The organism is Thermus albus, assembly GCF_022760855.1.
Taxonomy (GTDB): domain Bacteria; phylum Deinococcota; class Deinococci; order Deinococcales; family Thermaceae; genus Thermus; species Thermus albus.
The window spans coordinates 279,597-301,548 of the sequence record NZ_JAKTNR010000001.1 but is presented as its reverse complement, the minus strand read 5'-3'; the positions used below and the strand labels follow the sequence as shown (position 1 = coordinate 301,548).

At 62.9% G+C, this 21,952-nt stretch carries 19 protein-coding genes; 10 read left to right on the top strand and 9 right to left on the bottom strand.

Annotated features, from left to right (window positions below; translation table 11 throughout):
- Positions 1–96 precede the first annotated feature (96 nt).
- Complete coding sequence (locus L0D18_RS01545) at positions 97–612, top strand: ABC transporter permease (protein WP_243026907.1); 516 nt, start codon at positions 97–99, stop codon at positions 610–612.
- Here L0D18_RS01545 and L0D18_RS01540 read toward each other — a convergent pair.
- Positions 609–1,022, bottom strand: a complete 414-nt coding sequence (locus tag L0D18_RS01540) for a universal stress protein (RefSeq protein WP_243026905.1) — start codon at positions 1,020–1,022, stop codon at positions 609–611. The two genes, L0D18_RS01545 and L0D18_RS01540, sit on opposite strands and share 4 nt — an antisense overlap.
- Positions 1,023–1,034: 12 nt before the next feature.
- Complete coding sequence (gene hslO / locus L0D18_RS01535) at positions 1,035–2,054, bottom strand: Hsp33 family molecular chaperone HslO (RefSeq protein WP_243026904.1); 1,020 nt, start codon at positions 2,052–2,054, stop codon at positions 1,035–1,037.
- 36 nt (positions 2,055–2,090) lie between these two features.
- Here hslO and cysS point away from each other — a divergent pair, with 36 nt between their 5' ends.
- Positions 2,091–3,536, top strand: coding sequence for a cysteine--tRNA ligase (gene cysS / locus L0D18_RS01530; RefSeq protein ID WP_243026903.1), 1,446 nt, complete (start codon positions 2,091–2,093; stop codon positions 3,534–3,536).
- A gap of 240 nt (positions 3,537–3,776) precedes the next feature.
- Here cysS and L0D18_RS01525 read toward each other — a convergent pair whose 3' ends face one another.
- From L0D18_RS01525 to L0D18_RS01515, 3 genes are read right to left on the bottom strand one after another with little or no spacing between them, the layout of a single operon-like run.
- Positions 3,777–5,510: an acyl-CoA dehydrogenase family protein gene (locus L0D18_RS01525; protein WP_243026902.1), complete on the bottom strand. Its 1,734-nt coding sequence runs from the start codon at positions 5,508–5,510 to the stop codon at positions 3,777–3,779.
- Between the two features lie 9 nt (positions 5,511–5,519).
- Positions 5,520–6,713, bottom strand: a complete 1,194-nt coding sequence (locus tag L0D18_RS01520; protein WP_243026901.1) for a thiolase family protein — start codon at positions 6,711–6,713, stop codon at positions 5,520–5,522.
- A 12-nt stretch (positions 6,714–6,725) separates the two neighbouring features.
- On the bottom strand, positions 6,726–9,017 hold the full coding sequence (locus L0D18_RS01515; RefSeq protein ID WP_243026900.1) for a 3-hydroxyacyl-CoA dehydrogenase/enoyl-CoA hydratase family protein: 2,292 nt from the start codon (positions 9,015–9,017) through the stop codon (positions 6,726–6,728).
- Positions 9,018–9,115: 98 nt separating this feature from the next.
- Here L0D18_RS01515 and L0D18_RS01510 point away from each other — a divergent pair, with 98 nt between their 5' ends.
- Both L0D18_RS01510 and L0D18_RS01505 read left to right on the top strand, forming a co-directional pair.
- Positions 9,116–10,468, top strand: a complete 1,353-nt coding sequence (locus L0D18_RS01510) for a hypothetical protein (protein WP_243026899.1) — start codon at positions 9,116–9,118, stop codon at positions 10,466–10,468.
- Positions 10,469–10,480: 12 nt separating this feature from the next.
- Positions 10,481–11,032 (top strand): COG1470 family protein, encoded by a 552-nt coding sequence (locus L0D18_RS01505; RefSeq protein WP_243026898.1) that lies wholly within the window; start codon positions 10,481–10,483, stop codon positions 11,030–11,032.
- Here the strand turns inward: L0D18_RS01505 and mfd are convergent.
- Together mfd and L0D18_RS01495 are read right to left on the bottom strand one after the other, a co-directional pair.
- Positions 11,029–13,971, bottom strand: coding sequence for a transcription-repair coupling factor (gene mfd, locus L0D18_RS01500; RefSeq protein WP_243027039.1), 2,943 nt, complete (start codon positions 13,969–13,971; stop codon positions 11,029–11,031). The two genes, L0D18_RS01505 and mfd, sit on opposite strands and share 4 nt — an antisense overlap.
- A 52-nt stretch (positions 13,972–14,023) precedes the next feature.
- Entirely contained in the window at positions 14,024–14,860 is an 837-nt protein-coding gene (locus tag L0D18_RS01495; RefSeq protein ID WP_243026897.1) for a DegV family protein, read from the bottom strand.
- 126 nt (positions 14,861–14,986) lie between these two features.
- On the opposite strand from L0D18_RS01495, the gene L0D18_RS01490 reads away from it, so the two are divergent.
- Positions 14,987–16,138, top strand: coding sequence for a lipid-A-disaccharide synthase-related protein (locus tag L0D18_RS01490; RefSeq protein ID WP_243026896.1), 1,152 nt, complete (start codon positions 14,987–14,989; stop codon positions 16,136–16,138).
- Positions 16,139–16,144: 6 nt separating this feature from the next.
- Positions 16,145–17,356, top strand: a complete 1,212-nt coding sequence (locus L0D18_RS01485; protein ID WP_243026895.1) for a glycosyltransferase family 4 protein — start codon at positions 16,145–16,147, stop codon at positions 17,354–17,356.
- Here L0D18_RS01485 and L0D18_RS01480 read toward each other — a convergent pair.
- Positions 17,295–17,978: a glycosyltransferase family 2 protein gene (locus tag L0D18_RS01480; protein WP_243026893.1), complete on the bottom strand. Its 684-nt coding sequence runs from the start codon at positions 17,976–17,978 to the stop codon at positions 17,295–17,297. The genes L0D18_RS01485 and L0D18_RS01480 overlap by 62 nt on opposite strands.
- 14 nt (positions 17,979–17,992) lie before the next feature.
- On the opposite strand from L0D18_RS01480, the gene L0D18_RS01475 reads away from it, so the two are divergent.
- Positions 17,993–19,159 (top strand): MFS transporter, encoded by a 1,167-nt coding sequence (locus L0D18_RS01475; RefSeq protein WP_243026891.1) that lies wholly within the window; start codon positions 17,993–17,995, stop codon positions 19,157–19,159.
- Entirely contained in the window at positions 19,150–20,331 is a 1,182-nt protein-coding gene (locus L0D18_RS01470) for a polysaccharide deacetylase family protein (protein ID WP_243026889.1), read from the top strand. The genes L0D18_RS01475 and L0D18_RS01470 overlap by 10 nt, the downstream gene beginning before the upstream one ends.
- Here L0D18_RS01470 and mnmC2 read toward each other — a convergent pair.
- Positions 20,240–20,893, bottom strand: a complete 654-nt coding sequence (mnmC2, locus tag L0D18_RS01465) for a tRNA (5-methylaminomethyl-2-thiouridine)(34)-methyltransferase MnmC2 (protein ID WP_243026887.1) — start codon at positions 20,891–20,893, stop codon at positions 20,240–20,242. The genes L0D18_RS01470 and mnmC2 overlap by 92 nt on opposite strands.
- A gap of 18 nt (positions 20,894–20,911) precedes the next feature.
- On the opposite strand from mnmC2, the gene L0D18_RS01460 reads away from it, so the two are divergent.
- Complete coding sequence (locus L0D18_RS01460; RefSeq protein ID WP_243026886.1) at positions 20,912–21,655, top strand: DUF554 domain-containing protein; 744 nt, start codon at positions 20,912–20,914, stop codon at positions 21,653–21,655.
- 26 nt (positions 21,656–21,681) lie between these two features.
- Positions 21,682–21,951: an Asp-tRNA(Asn)/Glu-tRNA(Gln) amidotransferase subunit GatC gene (gene gatC, locus L0D18_RS01455; RefSeq protein WP_243026884.1), complete on the top strand. Its 270-nt coding sequence runs from the start codon at positions 21,682–21,684 to the stop codon at positions 21,949–21,951.
- Position 21,952 lies beyond the last annotated feature (1 nt).

The window sequence follows — 21,952 nt, the reverse complement described above, 5'->3', positions numbered from 1 at the left end:
CCTAAAAGCTGGCCTCTGCCCTTCGTGGACATCCCAGCGCTCATCGCGTGCCTTATACCCTTGACATGATGAAACTCAGGCTTCAGCATGAAGGGCATGAGCTGCTGCGTGGATCGCCGAAAGGTGGTCAAGGGCCTTTCCAGCTTGGCCCTCCTGGGCTCCGGTATGGGACAGAGGGGCAGGAAGCGGATTAAGCTGGCCTTTTGCTCCCAGCTCCTCTGCATCATCCCTTATGAGGTGGCTGCCAGAAGGGGGTACTTCCAAGAGGAGGGCCTCGAGGTGGAGCTGGTCTACGCCTGCGGAGAGCCAGGAGGCCGCTACTGGCTCTTAAGGGAGGTCTACCTCCCCTCCGTCGCCGCCTGGGTCCTCTCCTCCCTAAAAGTGGCCGTGGGTTTCGCCTTTACCGGAGCGGTGGTGGGGGAGTTCGTGGCGGCAAGCCGGGGCTTGGGCTACCTGCTCTCCTTTGCCCAAAGCACCTATAACGCCAAGCTGAGCCTAGCCCTGATCGCGCTCATCGTGGCCTTCGTTCTCCTGCTCTTCTCCCTTTTTAACCGGCTGGAGACCAGGCTTCTCCGCTGGCGTCCTGAGACCTCCTTGGACACCCCGGGCTAACGCACCAGGAGCACGGGGCAAGGGGCCTCCGCCACCACCTTCTGGCTTTGGCTACCCAAAAAAAGGCTCCCTATGGCACCCAGACCCCGGGTACCCATGACGATGAGATCCGCCTTCTCCCCCATGGCTGCCTCGAGGATGGCCTCCGCGGGCCGACCCTCGAGGAGAAGGGCATCCTCCCTGGGGACTCCGGTTAGCTCCAAGGCTTCGGCCAACACCTTTTCCGCCCGTTCCAGCCGCTTTTTCAAAGCCTCCTGGAAAAAAGGCTCGCCCAGGTAGTCGGGCACGGGTTCATACACGTGCACCACCACCAGCCTGGCCCCGTGGGCCTGGGCCTCCGCCTTAGCCACCTCCGCCGCCCGCCGGGCATGGTCCGAGCCGTCATAGGCTAAGAGAATGGTCTTGAACATGCCTTAAGCTTATCAAGCCTGGGCCCTTCCCGAGGGGATCTCCACCCGGCGGCCACACCGGCAGGTATCCCCCTCAATCCGGAAAAAGGTACCGTCCGCCTTGGGGTAAAGCCAAAGGGTGCCGCAGTCGGGGCAGCGCACCTCGGCCACCAGGGAGCGGATCTCCTCCGGGGAAAAACGATAAACCTCCCCGCACCAATGGCAGACCACCTCTGCTCCGCCATCCTTGACGATCATCTCCTCCCTTTCCTCAGGGGTGAAAAACACCAAGGCCTCTAAGGCCTTCTCCCGGTTGCACCGGCACCGGAAGCGGGCGGGAATCTCGTTTAGCGGATAGCCCAGGGCCCTAAGATCCGTCCGGGAGAAACCCAAACCGGCAAGGATTTCGTCCAAGGCCTTTTCCAAGCCCAGCCGCAGAAGGGGCGTGATGCCGGAAAGGGCAGAGAGGTTGGCCTCGAGGCGGGAAAGCACCTCTTCCGGCGTATCGGGCATCACCTGGATGGCCACCCCTCCCGCCACCTCCACTTCCCCTTCCCCCTTAACCCGCACCCCCAGGAGGATGGCCGAGGGAATCTGCTCCGACTGCCAGAGGTAGTGGGCCAGGTCCTCGGCGATCTCCCCAGAAACCAAGGGCACCGTGCTGGTGTAGACCTCCCCACTCGGCAGGCTTCGGTCCACCCGCAAGACCCCGGCCCCCACCACCTCCCCCACGTTCAGCTTGCCGTCTTCCCGCAAGGGCACCTCCGCCTGGGGGTTCTTGACGTAGCCCCGCACATGCCCAAAGGCGTCCGCCTCCGCCAAAAGGCCCCCCAGGGGCCCCGTGCCCTCTATGCGTAAGGTAAGCCTTTCCTTAGGGGTTTTGAGGAGAAGCTGGGCCAAGAGCAAGGCCCCCGTGAGGGCCCGCCCTAAGGCGGCGGTGGCGGTAGGGGAAAGGCCATGGCGGCGCCGGGCTTCCTCCACCACGTCCCCGGTGTCCGCGGCCACCACCCTAAGCTGCCCCTCCCCCGCCAGCCCCCTCAGAATCCTTCCCATACCCCGCCATTATGCCACGGGCCTATAATGGCCCACATGGGCCTTCGCATCTACGACACCCTGCAACGGGCCAAGGTGGACTTTACCCCCGCCACCCCAGGCCACGTGGGCATCTACGTGTGCGGCCCCACCGTGTACTCCGACCCCCACCTGGGCCACGCCCGGGGGCCCATCGTCTACGATGTGCTCCGCCGCTACCTCCTTCACCAGGGGTATAAGGTGCGCTTCGTCTCCAACATCACCGACGTGGGCCACCTCACCGACGACGCCGACCAAGGAGAGGACAAGATTGTGCGCCGGGCCAAGCTGGAGCGGCTTGAGCCCATGGAGGTGGCGGAGAAGTACACCTGGAGCTACTTTGACGCCATGGCCGCCCTCAATGTGCTCAGGCCCTCCATCGCCCCCCGGGCCAGTGGCCACATACCCGAGCAGATTGAGCTCACGGAAAGGCTCTTACACTTGGGCTTCGCCTACGAGCGCCAAGGTAGCGTCTACTTCCGGGTCCGGGCCTTTCCCGAATACGGGAAACTCTCTGGGAAGCGCCTAGAGGAGCTTAGGGCCGGGGCCCGGGTGGAGGTTCGGGAGGAGAAGGAGGATCCCTTAGACTTTGCCCTTTGGAAAGCTGCGGAACCGGGCCATCTCATGCGCTGGAGAAGCCCCTGGGGGGAGGGATATCCCGGCTGGCACATTGAGTGCACCGCCATGAGCCTCAAGTACCTGGGGGAGGGGTTTGACATCCACGCGGGCGGCATAGACCTCCAGTTTCCCCACCACGAGTGCGAGATCGCCCAGGCGGAGGCGGCGGGGTACCGCTTTGCCCGCCACTGGATGCACCACAACCACGTGCTCCTGGAAGGGGAAAAGATGGCCAAGAGCACGGGGAACCTGGTCCTCCTCCATGACCTCCTAAAGGCCCACGAGCCCATGGCCCTACGCTTCTATCTCTTGCAGACCCACTACCGAAGCCCCATGGACTTCACCTTTGAGGGCCTCGAGGCGGCCAAACGGGGCTATGCCCGCCTCCTCAACGCCTACCGCGAGGTGCGGTCCAGGGTCCCCACGGCGGCCCCCGGCTCCACCCCGGAGCTGGAAAGGGCCTTGGATGCCCTGGAGAAAGACTTCCTAGCCGCCATAGAGGACGACCTCAGCACCCCGGAGGCCCTGGCCGCCTTTTTCACCTTCCTCCCTGAGCTGCATAGGCTCCTCCCGGAGGCCAAAGGGGACACCTTAAGGCGCACCGCCCAGGTCTTCCATACCCTGGGAGAAGGCATCTTGGGCCTCTTCCCCGAAAGGGTTCTGGAGGAGAAGGTATCAGGTCCCCTATTGGAAGGCCTCATCGCCCTGCTTCTAGAGCTGAGGGAGGAGGCCCGGCGGGCCAAGGATTACGCCAAAAGCGACCTGATCCGGGAAAGGCTCAAAGCCCTCGGGGTGGTGGTGGAGGACACCAAGGAGGGCCCCAAGTGGCGGCTGGCCCTGGAATAGCTCACCAAAGGAGTTCCACCTGTCTTTGACGAAGGCTTCGGCCAGCGGTGAAAGCCTAGGGTCTCCAAGGACCCAGTGGAGAAACGCATGGGTATCCAGTAGAAGCCTCGCCTTTCAAGGGCTAGCAGGAGCGCCTCCGGCAAAGGGGCATCAAAGTCCTCCGCTAACTTGGTTGGTCCACCCAAGCCCAATAAGGCCCCCTGCCGGGGTCTAGCCCCGGCAGGGAAAGGCCCTTTGCGCCTAACGGGGGATGGGGTAACCTTCCGCCTCGAGGACCCTCCCCGCCACCTCCCGCCTCAGGGCCACCAGGTCCACGGGCTCGTGCTTGGTAAGCCTACGGGCCGCGGAGTAGACCACGCGGGCCTCGTCCCCCTCCACCAGCCGGGGCAGGACGGAAAGCGCCCCCGCTTGGGCCCGGTCCAGGGCCTGGAGGAGGTAGAGCTGGGCCATGGTCACAGCGATGCCCCCAAGCCGACGGGCCCTTAGGAGGGCGCTTTCTGCCGCATAGGCATCAATGAGGACGTCGGCTACCGTCCCCAAGACCTCTTGCTCCTCCTCCAGCTTCTCTCCGTACTTCTGGGCCGCCAAACCCGCCACCATGAGGGCCAGCTTCTTGAGGCTCATTATTTGGTGGAGCTCCACGTCCTCAGGCTCCTCAAAGCTGGGCTCCAGAAGCTCCTTCTGCAGCCTCATGGCCGCCTGAAAGAGGGGAAGCTGCCCCTTTAGGGCCCTTCTCAGGAGCATCCCGGGAATGAGGAGGCGGTTGATCTCGTTGGTACCCTCAAAGATGCGGTTGATGCGGGCGTCACGGTAGGCCCGCTCAATGGGGTACTCCTGGGAGTACCCGTAGCCGCCGTGGATCTGCACCCCCTCGTCCACCACGTAGTCCAGCACCTCGGACCCCAACACCTTGATGATGCTGGCCTCCACCGCATACTCTTCAATACCCGCCATCACCGCCTCCGGCCCCTTCTTATCCCGGAGGGCCTCATCGATGAGCCCCACGGTGCGGTAGACAGCGCTTTCCGCGGCGTAGATGCGGCTGGCCATCTCCCCGAGCTTCGCCTGGATCAGGCCAAAGCTCCCGATGGGCCGGCCAAACTGGTGCCGTTCCTTAGCGTATTTGGCGGAAAGCTCCAGGGCCCTCTTGGCCCCGCCCACCGCCCCTGCCCCCAGCTTGTAGCGGCCCACGTTCAGGACGTTAAAGGCAATCTTATGCCCTTTGCCCACCTCCCCCAAAACGTTTTCCACCGGAACCTTGGCGTCCTCGAGGATCACCTGGCGGGTGCTGGAGGCCTTGATGCCCATCTTCTTCTCCTCGGGGCCAAAGGAAAGCCCCGGGGTGTCCCTCTCCACCAGGAAGGCGGTAAAATGCTCCCCGTCCACCTTCGCAAAGACGGTAAAGAGCTGGGCAAAGCCGGCGTTAGAGATCCACTGCTTAACCCCATTCAGGATGTAGTACCTGCCGTCTTCGGAAAGGGTAGCCCGGGTCTTGGCCGCCAGGGCATCGGAGCCCGAGCCCGGCTCCGTAAGGCAGTAAGCGGCGATCCACTCCCCGCTGGCCAGCTTGGGGAGGTACCTACGCTTCTGCTCCTCGGTGCCGAAATAGACCAAGGGCAGGGTGCCGATGGAGGTGTGGGCACCGTAGGTGACGGAAAAACCGCCGCTTCCGGAAAGCTCCTCCGCCACCACCGTGGACACCACCTTGGGCAGGTCCAGCCCCCCATACTCTTCAGGAACATCAATCCCTAGAAGCCCGAGCTCCCCCGCCTTCCACATCAGGGGCACGTTTAGCTCAAGCTCCCCATGCTCCATGCGCTCCAGAAGGGGGAGCACCTCCTTTTCCACAAAGGTGCGCGTGGTACGGGCGATCTCCTTAACGCTCGCATCAAAATCCTCCGGGGTGTAGACCTGCTCTGGGGCTTCCAAAAGCCAGCCCCCACCCTTTTGCCAAAGCTTTTTCTCCTCCGTCATGGTTCCCTCCTAAGCTGGATAGACCTCAAAAACCCCCGCGGCACCCATGCCGCCTCCTATGCACATGGTCACCAGTCCGTACCCTCCACCCCGCCTGCCCAGTTCCGCGACCAGCTGGGCGGTGAGCTTGGCCCCGGTGGCCCCCAAGGGGTGGCCGAGGGCGATGGCTCCCCCGTTGACGTTGGTCCTCTCCTCTGGCATTTCCAGGGTGCGCATCACCGCCAGCACCTGGGCGGCGAAGGCCTCGTTGAACTCAATGAGGTGAATCTGGTCCAGGGAAAGGCCCGCCCGCTTCAGGGCCTTGGGCACCGCCTTGATGGGGCCTATCCCCATGATGTCGGGCTCCACCCCGGCCACGGCAAAGCTCAAGAAACGGGCCAGGGGCTTGAGGCCCAAGGCCTCCGCCTTCTCCCGGCTCATGACCACCACCGCCGCGGCCCCGTCGGAATAAGGGCTGGCATTGCCCGCGGTCACGGTGCCACCCTTTTTGAAGGCAGGCCGCAACTTGGCCAAGGCCTCCAGGGAGGTCTCGGGCCGCACGGTCTCGTCCCGCTCAAAGAGGGTTTCCTCCACCACCTTCTTGGTTCCTTGGTAGCGCACCCGGGGTACGCGGATGGGCACCACCTCGGTAAACCGCCCCTCCGCCCAGGCCTGGGCCGCCCTTTGGTGGCTCCTCAGGGCCCAGCGGTCCTGGTCCTCCCGGCTGATGCCAAAGCGCTCCGCCACCCTCTCAGCGGTAAAGCCCATGCCGATATAGGTGGAGTAGCCCTCCGGGGTCCACTCCGTGGGGGTAAGGTCGGGGTGCAGGCGGGTGTGGTAGCCCGACATGGGCACCTGGCTCATCATCTCCACGCCGCCAGCCAAGACCACCTCGGCCATCCCGGTCATCACCGCCTGGGCAGCCATGGCGATGGTCTGGAGGCCACTGGAACAAAAGCGGTTGATGGTGGCCCCCGCCACCTCCACGGGGAACCCCGCCCTTAAGAGGGCTAGCCGGGCGATATTCAGCCCCTGGGCCGCTTCCGGCATGGCGCAGCCCCAGAGGACGTCCTCCAGCTCCTTGGGATCCAGGCCCACCCGCTCCAAAGCGGCCCGCATCACCTGGGCGGAAAGGTCCACGGGGTGTAAGGTGGCCAAGGCCCCGTCCTTCTTGCCCCGGGCCACGGGGCTCCGCACTGCGCTTACAATCACCGCTTCCCGCATGGTTTCACCTCTTCAGTTCCTCAGGGGTTTACCCGTCTTAAGGGTGTAGGCGATCCGCTCCTGGGTCTTGCGGGTCCCGAGGAGGTTCAAGAAGGCCTCCCGCTCCAGGTCCAGAAGGTCCCATTCGGAAACCTCCCGCGCCGGACCCTCCCCACCCGAAAGCACCTTAGCGATCTCCAAGCCGATCTTCAGGTCATGGTCGGAGATCTCACCTGCCTCCCGGAAGGCCCAGACCGCATAGCGCAGGTTGCCCAAGGCCTCGCTCCCCAAAACCCGGATCCTGGGAGGAAGGGGCGGGCGGTAGTCAGCAGCCAGCTCCAAAACCCGCCTCTTGGCATCGGCGATGAGGAAGTCCCGGTTCATGCTGATCCGGTCCCCGTCCCTCAGGAAGCCCATTTTGCGGGCCTCGAGGGCACTGGTGGAGGTCTTGGCCAAGGCGATGAGGTTGAAGGCCCGCTTCACCCCCTCAAAGGGATCGGCCTCCTCGTAGGGCGCAAGCTCCTGGGTGAAGCGGAGGAGCATCTCCTTGGTGCCGCCCCCCGCCGGCAGGAGCCCCACCCCAGCCTCCACCAAGCCCATGTACAGCTCGGCATGGGCCTGCACGCTATCGGCATGCAAGGTGAACTCCGCCCCGCCGCCCAAGGTGAGGCCAAAGGGCGCCACCACCACGGGGAAGGGGCTATAGCGCAAGGACATGGAGGCCTTCTGGAACTGCCGCACCGCCAGGGAGAGCTGGTCCCAGTCCCCTTCCTGGGCCAAGGAGAGGATTAGGGCCAGGTTGGCCCCGGCGGAGAAGGCCCTAGGGTCTTCGTTGCCTATCACCAGACCCACGTAGCCCTTCTCCTCCACGTACTCCAGGCTCTTCTGGAGCATGCGGATCACGCCCTCCCCGATGGCGTTCATCTTGGTGCGGAACTCCAGAAGGGCGACCCCGTCCCCCAGGTCCAAAAGGGCGGCTTCCTTGCTTTCCAGCAGGGTCTTGCCCTCGGACCTGAGGGCTTTTAGGGAAATAACCCCCTCCCGCTTGGGCAGCGGGTGGTAGACCCCGTCAAAGCCCAGGTAGGTGCCGTCCCGGTAAAAGCTCCCCTGGGCCTTCCCAAGAAGCTCCGGCTCGGGAAGGCCGTGTTCAGCAAAAAGGTGCCTTAGCCCCTCGAGGCCCAGGGCATCCATGTTCTTAAAGGGCCCCTCCTCCCAGCCAAACCCCCACTCCAGGGCCTGGTCCACGGAGACCAGGTCGTAGGCGATCTCGGGAGCCTTCTCCAGGGTATAGTGGGCCGTACGCGCGAAAAGCTCCCTCATGAAAGCCCCGTATTTGCCGGGAAGCTCCAGAACCTTGGGAAGCCTCTCCGCCAAGGGCAGGTCCCGCAAGGCCCTAAGCTCGGACAGTTCCACCTGGGCCCGGGGTGCGTACTCCAGGGTGCGGTAGTCCAGGGTGTGGATCTCCCCGTTCACCCTCTTGTAGAACCCGGCCCCCGTCTTTTCCCCAAGCCGCCCTTCCTCCACCAGGCGCAAGACCCACTCCGGCAGAGCAAAGTCCTCCCCTGTGGCCTGGGCGAGTTCCTCGGTGACCAGCTTCAGTACATCCAAACCCGTAAGGTCAGCCGTGCGGAAGGTGGCGGAGTTGGGGCGGCCCAGAAGTGGCCCTGTCAGGGCATCCACCTCGTCAATGGTAAGGCCGTGCTTCTCCATGAGGCGCACCGCCTGCACCATGCCGTAAACCCCTAATCGGTTGGCGATAAAGCCCGGCGAATCCTTGGCCAGCACCGTCCCCTTCCCCAGGATGCGCTCGCCAAAGCGGCGGATTTCCCCAAGCACCCTGGGATCGGTCTCAGGGGTGGGGATCAGCTCCAAGAGGTGTAGATAGCGGGGCGGGTTAAAGAAGTGGGTGCCCAAGAAGCGACGGCGAAAACCCTCGGACCGGCCTTCAAGAAGTACCCGCATGGGGATGCCGCTGGTGTTGGAGCTGATGATGGCGGTGGGTTTAAGGATGCTCTCCAAGCGCTCATACAGGGCCCGCTTAGGCTCGGGCTTCTCAATGATGGCCTCCACCACCCAGTCGCAGTCGGAAAGCTTCCCCAAGTCGTCCTCGGTGTTGCCGATCTCCACATAGCGGGCCAAGTCCGCGTCCATAAAGGCGGCCGGCTTGGCCTTTAAGGCTCGTTCCAGCCCCCTTTTTGCCACCTCGTTCCGGTCCTCTTGGCCCGGAATATCCAAAAGGACCACCGGGATGCCGGCGCTCACCACTAAGGCAGCGATCCCGCTCCCCATGGTCCCCGCGCCCACCACGCCTACCTTCTTGATCATGGCCACCTCCTTATACTCAGTCAAAGTTTAAGCCCAAGGCCTCCCTTTTGTCAAAGCTCCCTTGACCCAGGCCAAATATGGGATAACATGCACAAGCTATGAAAAGAACCACCGCCTTCCTTATGGCCAGCCTCCTGGGCCTAAGCCTGGCCCAGGGGGTGCGGAGCTTGGGTATGGGTGGGGTCCTCCTTCCAGGACCCAGTGGACAAGGGGCCAACCCCGCCTATGCCGCCTTTCCCGGCAAGTGGGACCAGGAGGGCTTCCAGCTTCCCATAGGCCTTCTCCGCCTTCTACCCCTGTTTCCGGACACGAGCCCCTTCTCCTACTTCACGGACCCCAACGCCTTCCGCAACCAGTTTGACCTTCTCAGCGCCTACGATCAGGCCAGCCACTTGGGGAGCTTCCTCATAAACCCCGCCCGGAGCCCCGACGAGGTGGTCTTCCGGGTGAGCGCCAATGGGATATCCATCACCGACGGCCAAGGCAAGAGCCTGGTACCCCGCTTCCAGATGGGTGCGGCCCCCGACAAACCCAGCGCCTCCATTCCCCAACCCTTCCTGCCCCTGACCCTTGATCTTGGACCCGGCATGCACTTATCTATAGGCCCCTTTTTTGGCTCCCAAGGCCTACGGATTGCTCCCAACGCGGATTTAGAAGCGGCTTTTAAAGAAGGCTCCTTAGACCGCTGCAAGGCCAGTACCCCTTCCCCCTGTGCCCTCGAGGCCCAAGGCTCCTTCATCTCCGGAATAAGTTTGGCCCTGGGGTTCTCCACCCCGCTTCCGGATATCCCTGGCCTGGGGCGGGTCTATGCGGGCGTGCGGGGGGAGGGCTTCTACGGCCTAGGGTACGCGGAAGCCTCCGCGAAAGCCCGACCCACTTTTGATCAGGATGGCAACGTAAGCGGCGTCAGCTACGAAGCCCGCTATTTCCTCAGCTATCCCCCTTACCTAGAGGGTAGTTTAGGCCAAGGAGGTGGAGGCTTGGGCTTTGGCCTCCGCGGGGACGTGGGGGTAGCGGTGGATGGAGGCGACTGGGCCTTAGGCCTAGGGGTCCAGAACCTGGTGGGCTTCAGCCAATGGGAAGGTGTGGAGGTAACCCTAGAGGATGGAGTGGAAAAGAGCCGCACGCCTAACGCCACTAAGAGGAGTGACTTCTCCGCCCCCATTTTCACCCTCAACGGGGCTTACCGCCTGCCCTTGGAAGTAGGCCAACTGCTCCTGGCTGCGGACGCCCGCTTCGGGGCCACCACCCCTGCCTTCCACCTGGGCGCGGAATACAGCCTGGACACGGTGGCAATCCGCGCTGGGGTAGGGCTAGAGGGCGGCCTACGCTTTGGCCTAGGCGCCGGCTTCAACCTGGAAGCCCTTAGCCTGGACCTGGCCCTTACCACCCACGAGGCCCCCTTGGTGGGTGGAACCGTGTACGGCATCGCCATGGCGGTGCGTTTCTAAGGAGGTCAAGCCGTGAAACGTGTATCCCTTTTGTTGGTGTCCTTGGCCCTGGCCGCCTGTAGCGGACACACCATCCATCGCTTTGAAGTGGACATCCTAAGCTTCATCCCCCAGAGCCAACGCCAGGGAGAGCTAGACCTAGCCACAGCCCAAATCCGCTTTCCCGATGACCCTGCAGGCCAGCTTTTGGAAGTACCTGCGGCTGAAGCCCTAGTGGACGGTCGGCTGGAAATATCCCTCATCGTGAAAAACACCGGGACTCTAGATAGCAATCTGAGCCTCGAGGTGCGCCTTGGCCCTAAGGACGATACCGACCTTTACGACGGACAAGGAGGCGACTTCTCCGCAGTCCAACAAACCGTTTCCCTAGCCCCTGGGGAAGAGAAAACAGTAACCCTAACGCTAGATGTCAACCCCAACACCCCAGCCTTCAACCTGATCCAAAGCGGCCAGTTCCGTGTGGGTGCCAGGCTAAGCCTAAGTGGGGAACGAGTCCAGTACACCCTGACCCGGGCGGAGCTAATGCTAAGGCTTAAGCTTTTCAACCTGATCCCGAACCCCTAGGCGTCGGCAAACAAGTAGAGGGCCTCTAGCAAAGCCTCGGGGTAGTCCCGGGGCTTCAGGCCCTTTTTCTCCAGGCGGAAGCCTGGGGGGTACTGGGTAAGCTCCACCCGGAAGGGAAGCTGGCGTAAGGCCCGGGCGTCAAAATCCAGGGGCCAACGGGGGAAGGTTACCTGGAGGTGGGTGAGGTCCTCGGTGATGGAGACCACCCCTTTTCGCTCCGCCACCAGGCGAAGCCTTGCTAAGGCCAAAAAGCTCTCCGCCTCCTCGGGAAGGGGGCCGTAGCGTTCCTTGAGTTCTTTGGCGATGCGGGAAACCTCCGCTAAGGTCCTGGCCTCCGCCAAGCGGCTATAGTAGCGGCTACGGGCCTCGAGGCTCGGCACATACTCCGCGGGAAGCCGTGCGGAAAGGCCCAGGTCCAGGGTCACGTGCCGCTTCTCCTCCTTGACCTCCCCCTTCAGTTTGCGGATGGCTTCCTCCAATAGCTCGGTGTAGACCTCCAAGGACAGGGCGCGGATGTGCCCGTGCTGCTCGGGGCCAAGTAGATTCCCCACCCCCCTTATCTCCATGTCCTTTTCCGCCAAAAGATGGCCGCTTCCCAGATCGGAGAGGTCTGCGATGGCGTTAAGGCGCTTCTCCGCCGCCTCCGTGAGCCTTGGGGGATGGAAGAGGTAAGCGTAGGCCTCCTGCTCCCGCCGCCCCACCCGGCCCCGAAGCTGGTACAAGGTGGCCAGGCCCAAGCGATCGGCCCGCTCAATGAGGATGGTATTGGCCTCGGCCACATCCAGGCCCGACTCAATAATGGTGGTGGCCAATAGGACATCGTAGGCCCCCTCGGCAAAGAGGAGCATGGTCTCCTCCACTAGTCCCTCCGGCATCTTGCCGTGCACCACCCCGATGCGGGCCTCGGGCACCAGATTTTCCAGGTAGCGCCTCCTGGCCTCAATGGAGGCCACCCGGTCGTGCACGTAAAAGACCTTGCCCCCCCTTTCCAGTTCCAGGAGGATGGCCTCCCGTACCAACACCGGGTCAAAAGGGGCCAGGAAGGTGCGGATGGGCTTCCGCCCCGGGGGCGGGGTTTGGATGCTGGAGAGGTCCTTCAGGCCCACCAAGGCGGAGTAAAGGGTCCGGGGGATAGGGGTGGCAGAAAGGTAAAGGGTGTCCACCTCCGCCTTCCTTTCCCGTATCCACTCCTTCTGGGCTACGCCAAAGCGGTGCTCCTCATCCACCACCAAAAGCCCCAGGTCCTTAAACCGCACGTCGCCTTGCAAGAGGCGGTGGGTGCCGATCACGATATCCACGGTGCCCGCCTCGAGGCCCTTCAAGATGGCCTCCTCCTCCTTCTCCGGGGTAAAGCGGGAAAGGATCCCAATGCGAACCGGAAGCCCGGAAAAACGCTCCCGGAAGGTCTTTCCATGTTGCTCGGCCAAAAGGGTGGTGGGGACTAGAAAGGCCACTTGGGCCCCATGTCCCACCACCCGATGAGCGGCCCTGAGGGCGATCTCCGTCTTGCCGAAACCCACGTCTCCCGAGACCAGGCGGTCCATGGGGTAGGGGGCCTCGAGGTCCCGCATCACCTCCTCCAGGGCCCGCCTTTGGTCCGGGGTGAGCTCGTAGGGGAAGCCCTTCTCAATAAGGGGGTCCCAGTCGGGCAAGGGAGCGAAGGAGCGGCCCGGGGTGGCTTTGCGCTTGGCCTGGAGGACGAGAAGCCTGGCTGCCAGCTCCTCCACATCCTTCCTGGCCTTTTCCTTGAGCCGTTGCCACTCCCCTTTACCCAGGGAGGAGAGCTCCGGAGGGTCATCCGTGGTGCCGGGATGGCGCTTGAGAAGGGGTAGGTGCTCCACCGGCAGGTAGAGCTTTCCCTCCCCCTTGTAGCGGAGGACCAGGTAGTCCCGCCTAACCCCCAAAACCTCCCGGGTTTCCAGCCCCAGGTACTGGCCCACGCCGTGCTCAGGGTGGATGAGGAAATCCCCAGGCGAAAGGGCCCCGGGGTCGGCAAGACCCTCCCCCACCCGCACCCTAGCCCGCACCGCTCCGGTGGCAAAGACCAAGGCCTCGGTAAGCAGAACCTCCTCCCCCCACTCCGCTCCCCCCTCAAAGGCTCCCCAGAACAGGGAAAGCTGGCCCTTGGGTCCGGGAAAGCGCTGGAGCACCTGGGGTTGGAAGAGGGCAAGGCGCCTTTTCAGGTAGTCCAGGGTACGCTCGTGGGCCACGAAGAGGCTAACCCGCCTTCCCTCCTCGAGCCAGCGAGCCAAGTCCCTTTCCAAGGCCTTAAGGCTCCCTCGGTAGGGAACCAGGGGCTTCACCCCCAGGTCCCAGAGGGGAAGCTCCACCCCACCCCCTAGGGCCACCACCTGACGCCCCTCTAAAAGGGGCCAAAGCTCCTTTGGGGCCAGAGCCGGGGTGTCCAGGTAGACGGGACCAGGAAAGTGAAGGAGCTTCCTGGAGGGGAACCCTTCCGCCTTTCCCGGTTTGGGCAGAAGGATGTGCCGCCTCCTTTCCTCCCCGGCTACCCGGATGCGCTCCAGCTCATCCCCGAAGAACTCCAAGCGAACCTCGCCCAGCTCCAAAACCTCACCCAACACCCGGTAATCCTCATCCCGGGCGTACCCCATCTGCAGGAAACGGTCCAAAAGTTCCCCTCGGGGATAACTCCGGCCCACCTCCAGCACCAGGCGCCAGGCAGAAGGGTCCTGGGGAAAGGGAGCCAAGGCCTCCTCGTAGCTAAACACGAAGAGAGCCCGCTCCTCCCAGGCCTCGAGGCCAGGGTTCACATAAACGCGCCCCCCAAAGGCCCCAAGGTCCCGGTAGCGCCCCAACCGCTCCTCCGGGGCCAAGAGAACGGCCGGAGGCCTCTCACGGGAAAAGAGCAAGGCCGCCACCACCTGAGGCAGAGCCAGGCGGTGGCCATAGTAGCGTTCCCGTTCCAGGGCGATCTCCATGGGCAAGAAACCCCTGCCCCCCTGGCCCCGGGGCCAGAGGGGCACCCTTTGCCTATTCTAGCGAGTAGGCGTGGATGGCTATAGCCCCGAGGCCCACGTTGGCGGCGATGGTGGCCCCGCTTCGCGCGATACGCCCCTTTTCCAGGCGCAAAGCCCCCTCCAGGCTTTTCTTTAAGCCCTCGATCCACTCGGTTCTGGCGTCGGTATGGGCGATGGTGATGCGTGCGGGCCGTCCTTTGAGCTCCTCGAGGACCAAGCGTGCCAAAACCTCGGGCACCGCCCCCTCCCGGGCCACCTTTAAGAAGCGAATATGCCCCTTCTCAATGCGCAAGATGGGACGAAGGCCTAAAAGATTACCGACCACCTCACCAAAGCGCGGTAGACGGCCGTTTCGGGCCAGATGGGCGAGGTCAGCCACACTAAAGTACAAGCTTGAGTGCTTAAGCCTTTCCCATTCCCGCACCACGGCCTCCTCCTCCGCTCCCTTCCTGAGCATCTCCACCGCCCTCAGGACCATGGCCCCAAGCCCTCCGGACACCATCCCCGAGTCCACTACCCGGATGCGGGTGGGGGCCACCTTGAGGGCTGCTTCCCGTGCCCTCTCCACCGTCTTGGAAAGCTCTCCGGAAACGTGGAGGGAAAGAATCCGGTCATAGATCTGGAGATAACGCTCATAGACCTCGGCGAAGTCCTCCACTCCCGGGGGCTCGGTAACGGGTTCAGCCCCCGCTCGCATGGCCTGATAGAGGGCATCCGGGGTTAGCTCTTGCCAGTCCTTATACCTCCTGCCCGCCAGGTGGACGTAGATGGGCACCAGGCCCACTGCTTCCTCTTCCAGCACCCGAGGGGACAAGTCCGCTGCGGTGTCGGTTATCAGGCCCAACTCCATGCCTTTAATCCTATACTAAGTCAAACCTTCTAAAATGGCGTCTTGGGTTTGTCTGGAGGCGCTCACGATGGATGTAGATCCTAACCACCCGCATGGGGTCAAACTTTGCCAAAGGCGGGTAAAACAATGAAGATCCTTTTCGTTTCTAACGGCCCAACTGAGGATGCTATCGGAACCCGCATAGCTCAAGAGCTGGGCCAGGAAATCCTGGCCCTACCCTTGGTGGGTTCGGGAAAGGCCTACGAAAAAGTAACCCGCCTCATCCTGGGGCCCCGCCGAGAAATGCCATCCGGGGGATTCCTCTTTGGCAGTTGGAAAAACTTGGTGGCGGACCTTAAGGCTGGCTTTCTAGCCATGACCTGGAATCAGTGGCGCACCGCTAGGTCTATTGAGGCGGATGCGGTTGTGGTCGTGGGGGACGCCTACGCCCTTACCGTGGGCCTGGTAGCCGCCAAGGGCAAGCCCACTTATCACATCAATCCCCTGGTGTCCGCACATTATCTTGAAGCAGCGTCCCTTTGGGAACGCATACGAGACTGGGGAGGAAGTGACTTTACCCCCTACGAGCGGCTCCTTCACAAATCCGTTAGGGCGGTGTTCGTCCGTGACCAAAAAAGCTTGGATCGCATTCGGCGTCTAGGGGTTAGCCACGCCCACTATTACGGCAGCTTCGCCCTGGACCTCCTGCCAATCCCGGAGCGCGACCTAGCCCCTTTGGTGGGAGAAGGATCCCTTTTAGCCCTGCTCCCAGGGACTCGAGGCGACGAGCAGTTCAGCCTCCCCATCATGTTAGAAGCCAGCCGTTTCGTCCCCCTCACACCCGCGGTGGCCTGGGCCAAGCCTTGGGAGGCCCTACCCCCCTTGCCCGGATGGCAGGCAGAAGAGGTTGAGACCCATGCCCTCCGACTCAGCAAAGGGGAAAAGGAGGCCTGGATCCTTCGCGAAGCCTTTTCGGCCATCCTCCACCGCAGCACCCTGGCCCTGGCCACAGCTGGAACCGCCTGCGAACAGGCGGCAGGTTTAGGCATACCCGTGGTGGGCTTTCCCACACCCGGCCCACAATACACGCAAGCGTTCGCCCGCCGTCAAAAGAGGCTTTTGGGACCAGCCCTCCACCTTGTGGACCCCATCCCCGAACAAGTGGCCGCCCAGGTCCTTCTACTTCTCCAAGCAAAGGAGATCTATACCCACAGCAGCCAGGCGGGAAGGACCCGTATCGGTCCACCAGGGGGAATCCTTGGCGCAGCCAGGCACATCCGAATGGACTTGATAAACTAAAGCGGCATGCGCCTCTATCGCGTGGGCCTCTTCACCGACGTCTACTTCCCCAACCCCAACGGGGTTACCACCAGCGTATACCTTCTCCTGCGGGAGCTTAGGCGGATGGGCCATGAGGCCTGGGTGGTTGCCCCCCATCACCCCGAGGCTCCCGAGAAGGAGGAGGGGGTGGTGCGGGTTCCCTCGGTATCCTATCCCTTCTACGAAGGGCAGCAGATCGCCCTACCTTCCTCCCGGTACCTCCCCACGGAGTTTGAGGTGATCCACACCCACACCCCCTTAACCTTAGGCGTATGGGGGCTCAGGATCGCTCGGAATAAGGAGCTTCCCCATGTGTCCACCTTCCACACCCACTATGAAAAATACGCCCACTATGTACCAGGTTTGGCGTTCTTGGACAAGTACACGGGGATTATCCCCAGGCTGGCTAAGGCCTTCTACAATCGTGTGGAAGTGGTGATTGCCCCAACGGAACCGGTCAAACGGTTAGCGGAGGGTTACGGCATCCAAAGGCCCATACGGGTCATCCCCACGGGAATTGACAACCGCCTCCTGGAGGAGGCACCCCTTCCCTCCCCTTCCCCATGGCCAGAGGGGAAAAGGCGCCTCATCACTGTAGGCAGGCTGGGTAAGGAAAAGTCCTTTGATGTGGTGCTCAAAGCTGTGGCTGAGATGGCCCGGGAAGAGGATGTCTTCTTGGTTCACGTGGGCGACGGGCCGGAACTGGAAAGCTTGAGGCGTTTAGCGGCACACTTACACATAGGGGACCGGGTGCGGTTTTTGGGAACGGTCCCCTACCGGAATATCGGGGGGTACTACCGAATGGCGGAGGTTTTTCTTTTTGCCAGCGAAACTGAAACCCAGGGGTTGGTCATCTGGGAGGCCCAGGCCATGGGGGTACCCGTGGTGGCCGTGGGAGCCGAGGGGGTACTGGAAGGCGTGGTGGACGGTAAAACCGGATATCTGGTACCCCCAGGAGACCACCAAGCCCTAGCGGAAAGGGCCTTAGACCTCCTTCGGGATGAAGAAAAACGCCAGCGCCTAAGCTTGGGGGCCCGCACCTGGGCCATGGAACGTTCCGCGGAGCGCATCGCGGAAAAAATCGTAGCCGTCTATGACGAAGCCAGCGAGATCCTGCGTGTGGAACCCCGAAGGCTTATTTTCCCCTTTCCCCGTCTTCCCCGAAGTACCCTCGAGGATCACCCAAGAGGTTTCTAACCTGCCGCGCCAGGAACCTCCCCCAGCCCCCCTTTAACCTCCTAGGGGATGTGAGGACCAAGGCCTCGGGGACGTACCTTACCACACCTAGCTCCTTCAGCCTCCAACCCAAAAGCACATCCTCCCTAGCCTCCACCGGGGGAAAACCGCCCGCTTTTAGGGCTGCTTCCTTCAAAACCATCATGTTGGCTCCCGCCAAATTGGGCCTTCCCATTAGGGCCATAAGATTCAGGAAGACGCGGTAGCCCCACTCGGAAAAGGCCGCCTCCAAGGAGGAAACCCCGTAAAAGCGCAAAGGGCCATACAAGGCCAAAGCCCCTTCCGCACGTTGGGCCAAGCTCTGAAGCCAGGTGGGAAGGGGTAGGGAATCGGCATCGGTCATGGCCACCCATTCCCCCCGGGCGGCCAAAAGCCCCGCCTGGCGGGCATAGGCCACCCCCTTCTTGGAGCAGGAGACCACCCGTACCCCAAACCCCTCCGCCACCTCCCGGGTGCGGTCCGAGGAGGCGTTGTCCACCACGATCACCTCAAAGGCGGGTAAGGTCTGGTGCAAAACCGCCCGCAAAGCCCCAGGGAGAAAAGCCTCCTCGTTGTGGGCCGGGATCACCACGCTGATACGCACGGGTATACTTTAGCGTGTTTCGCTATCTGCCGTGGGCCAGGGAGGGGCTTCCCGTATTCCTGCGCCTGGTCTTAGCCGTAGGCCTCATGGAGGGGGTGCGTAGCGGTTTCTTTGCCGGCCTTTTACCCTTTTACGCCCCCGAACACCTGGGGCTTGGCCCTGCCACCTTTACCCTTGCCTTCACCTTCCACCAACTCTCGGAAAACCTGTCCAAAACCTTTGGCGGACTCCTGGCGGAAAGGGTGGGCTTTGGGCGCACCGTAAGCCTGGCCGCCCTTACCGGCTTCCTGACCCTCCTCCTTACCCCCCTGGCCCAAACGGGTTGGCTCCTATGGGGGCTGGTCATCCTCTGGGGGCTTAGCATGTCCACCCTATACCCCGGACTTATGACCCTAGCCAGCCGCATCGCCGTGCCTGGCCGGGAAGCCAGGGCTCTTTCCTTTACCCTAACCTTGGTGATGCCTTGGGTGGGCATCGGCTTGGTGGGGGTGGGGCAGGTGGCCCAGAAGGAACCCGAGGCTGCGCTCACCCTGCTCCTGGCCACCCAAGGCGTGGTCCTCCTCCTTGCCTTAAGCCTTTTCCCCTTTCGCATCCCGCTTCCCCAAGCCGTGCGGGAGCCATACCCCTTCCGGCGCCTCTTGCTCTTCCTGCCCGCAGCCTTTGGCCAAACCTTCGCCCCCGCCTTGGTTTCCCTATTCATCCTTCGCCTTGCCAAGGAGGAACTTGCCCTAGAGCCCATCGCTTTAGGAGGACTTCTCCTCTTTGGAGGAGCCCTGGCCTTTGGCCTCCTCCCTGTAACGGGAAGGCAGGTGGACCGCAAGGGCTACCGTTTGGCCCTGGCGGGGGGACTCCTCCTCCTAGGCCTCGTCATGCTCCGGCTTGCCTTTGCTCCCAGCTTCCTAGAGCTTGTACTCTTGGTAAGCCTGGCAGGGGTGGGCTATAGCCTGTTCCTTCCCGGCTGGAACGGATTCCTGGCCAAGAACCTCCCCCAGGAAAACCGGGCAGCCATCTGGGGCGGGCTTATGACCGCGGAGGGCCTAGGGATAGCCCTGGGGCCGGCAGTGGGGGGCCTGCTCTGGGAAGCCTTTGGGATCAAGGCTCCCTTGCTGGCCGGAAGCGCCGTCTTCTTCCTGCTTAGCCTCCTTTACACCTTTCTCTTTTGGAGGATGCGATGGAACTAGCCCTTGGCCTAGTCCTTCTCCTATACGGCCTTTCCGATTTGCTCTTTCGCTTCCTGGGCCTCGGGGCCTATGCCCACGCCTCGAGGCGCACCCCCAAGATCGCCCTCACCTTTGACGATGGCCCCTCCGAAAGGACCGAGGCCCTTCTTGAGGTACTCCGCAGGCATGGGGTTAAGGCCACCTTTTTCCTCACCGGGGAAAAGGCCCGGGCCCGGCCAGACCTGGTGGAGGCCATAAGGCGGGAAGGGCACCAGATAGAGGACCACGGGGAATGGCACCAGGCCTGGAAACTTTTCCTACCCTGGCTGGAATGGGAACACATGCGGCGAAATCCAGGACGTTACTACCGGCCACCCCATGGGCTTCACACCCCTTTTACCCGCATTTTTGCCCGGTTACTGGGCAAGCGCGTAGCCCTGTGGGACCTGGAAAGCAAGGACTGGTTAAACCACTTCCCTGAGGCCCTGGCAGAACGCCTGCTTTACTACCTGCGCCCCGGATCCATCGTGCTTCTCCACGATGGCCCGGAGCGCACGCTTAAGCTCCTGGAACAGGTGCTGCCCCAGATGCTCCACCTTGGATACGAGCCGGTCACCCTGGACGGGCTTACCCCCAGGCCCCTCACCCCCAGGCTGGCCCTCATCCGTGGCCTGCAGGGGTTTGAGGAACGGTACAACACCAAGCATCAGGTGGTAAGGGCAGGATACGGCCCCTTTGACCTCCTTCGGCTGGAGCCAAAGCCCTTTCCCGGCCCCGACCTCCCTGGCCTTTCCCGGGGAACACCCGCCTTTGAACTCCATCTGGAAAGCCAGCGGGCCATGGAGCTCACTCCTTTAGAAGCCATCCGCTATATGCGGGAGAGCTTAAGAAAAGCGGCCTTCCTCGTAGCTGAGGACCCAGAGGTGCGCCTGGTCTATGGCTACAGCCACCTGGCCCAGGGGAGTAGGCTCTTTGGTTTTAACACCCATCCCCTACCCTCCTGGCCCCATTTTGTGGCCACCTTGAGCAGCACCTGGTTCCACTGGCTCTACCGTGGGGAGCTCCCCAACCCTAAACAGGCCCGGGTAGAGCTCACCTACCTCACCCGGGAGGAGCTTTTAAGGCGATTCCCAACGTCCACTCCCGCTTCCCCAAGGCCGGCACCCGGTGAAGGGCAAACCCCGCCGCCTTAAGGTTCCGGCGGAAGGCCCCTTGGGCGGAGTAGGTGGCCAGCCTCCCACCACGCCGCAAAGCCCGGTGAAGTTTCCTCAGAACAGGAAAAGACCAGGGCCCTGGATTTGCCCCAGGGCTGAAAGGATCCAGGTAGACCGCCGTGGCCCAATCCCGGGGAAGTTCCAGTGCCTCCACCTCCCCAAAGAGAATGCGAAGCTCGCCCCAAGGCCCCCGGAAACAGGCCTCCGGCCAACCCTTAAGGATCTCGGCAAACACCTCCTCCGCCCGGGGGAGGGGAAGGCGCACCTGGGCTAAAAGGTCCCGGGGTACGGGCTCCCGTTCCACGGCCAGATAGCGGAGGTAAACCCCTCTTTCCAGGGCACTTTCCAGGGTGGTGCGAAAGTTTACCAAAAGCCCCAGGCCCACCTCGAGGACCCTAGGCGCCGGGTGCAGGTGGGTGAGGGTCTTCTCCAGGTAAAGCCGCCTGGCCTGGAGCAGGGCCCCCTGACGGGGATGGTAGGCCTCCCTGTACCCCGGATGGAAGAGGGTAGGGGTGCCGTCCTGGGTGAGGATGGGCTCCACACCCGTAGAATAGCCCCCATGGAGCTCACCCTTCTGGACAAGCTGTCGGGGACCCTGGCCAACGCCGCCACGGTGACCCTGGGCACGGGGTTGGGTCTTTTGTTACGGGGCCGGCTACCCGAGCGCATGGCCCGCATCATGGTCCAGGGGGTGGGGCTCACCACCCTTTTCATCGGGTTCTCCATGGCGGGCGCCCTGGGAAAAGCCAGGGGTGGGGCCATGGACGGGGTTGTCCTGGGGCTCATCGCCCTGGTCCTGGGGGGGCTTTTGGGGGAGTGGTGGCGGTTGGAAGAAGCTTTGGAGGGCATCGGGGAGAAGATCAAGCAGGCGGTACGGGGAGGCGGAAGCTTCACCGAGGGTTTCGTGGCCGCAAGCCTTCTCTTCTGCGTGGGACCCATGACCCTCCTCGGCTCCCTCCAAAATGGCCTTACCGGTGACCCCAGCCTTCTTCTCCTAAAGGCCACCTTGGACGGGCTTTCCGCCATCGCCCTCACCAGCTCCTTCGGCATCGGCGTGGGGTTTAGTGTCCTGGTGATCCTGGGCTACCAGGGAGGGATCGCCCTGCTGGCGGGTACCCTAAGCCAGGTCCTCCCCGAGCCTGCCCAAGACCCCCGGGTCCTCCTGGTGACGGGGGTGGGGGGGCTTATGGTCCTAGGGGTGGGGATCAACCTCCTGGGCCTCACCAAGGTGCGGGTGGGCTCCTTCCTCCCGGCCCTTCTCCTGGCCCCTTTGGTCTGGGCCTTAGCCGAGTGGCTTTCGTAGGGCTTCCCCAAGGTAAAATGCGGGACATGGAGCTATCCCCTGAGCTTCTTCGCAAACTGGAAGCCTTGGCCAAAATCCGGCTTTCCCCTGAGGAGGAGGCCTTGCTGTTGACGGACCTCAAGGGCATCCTGGAGTTCGTGGACGCGCTTCCCCGAGTGGGGGAAGCCGGGGAGGAGGAGGCCCAAGGCCGCCTGAGGGAGGATGAGCCCCTTCCTTCCCTCGGCCAGGAAGAGGCCTTGCAGGTGGCCCCGGAGGCGGAGGAAGGGTTTTTCCGCGTCCCCAAAGTGTTGGAGTAGC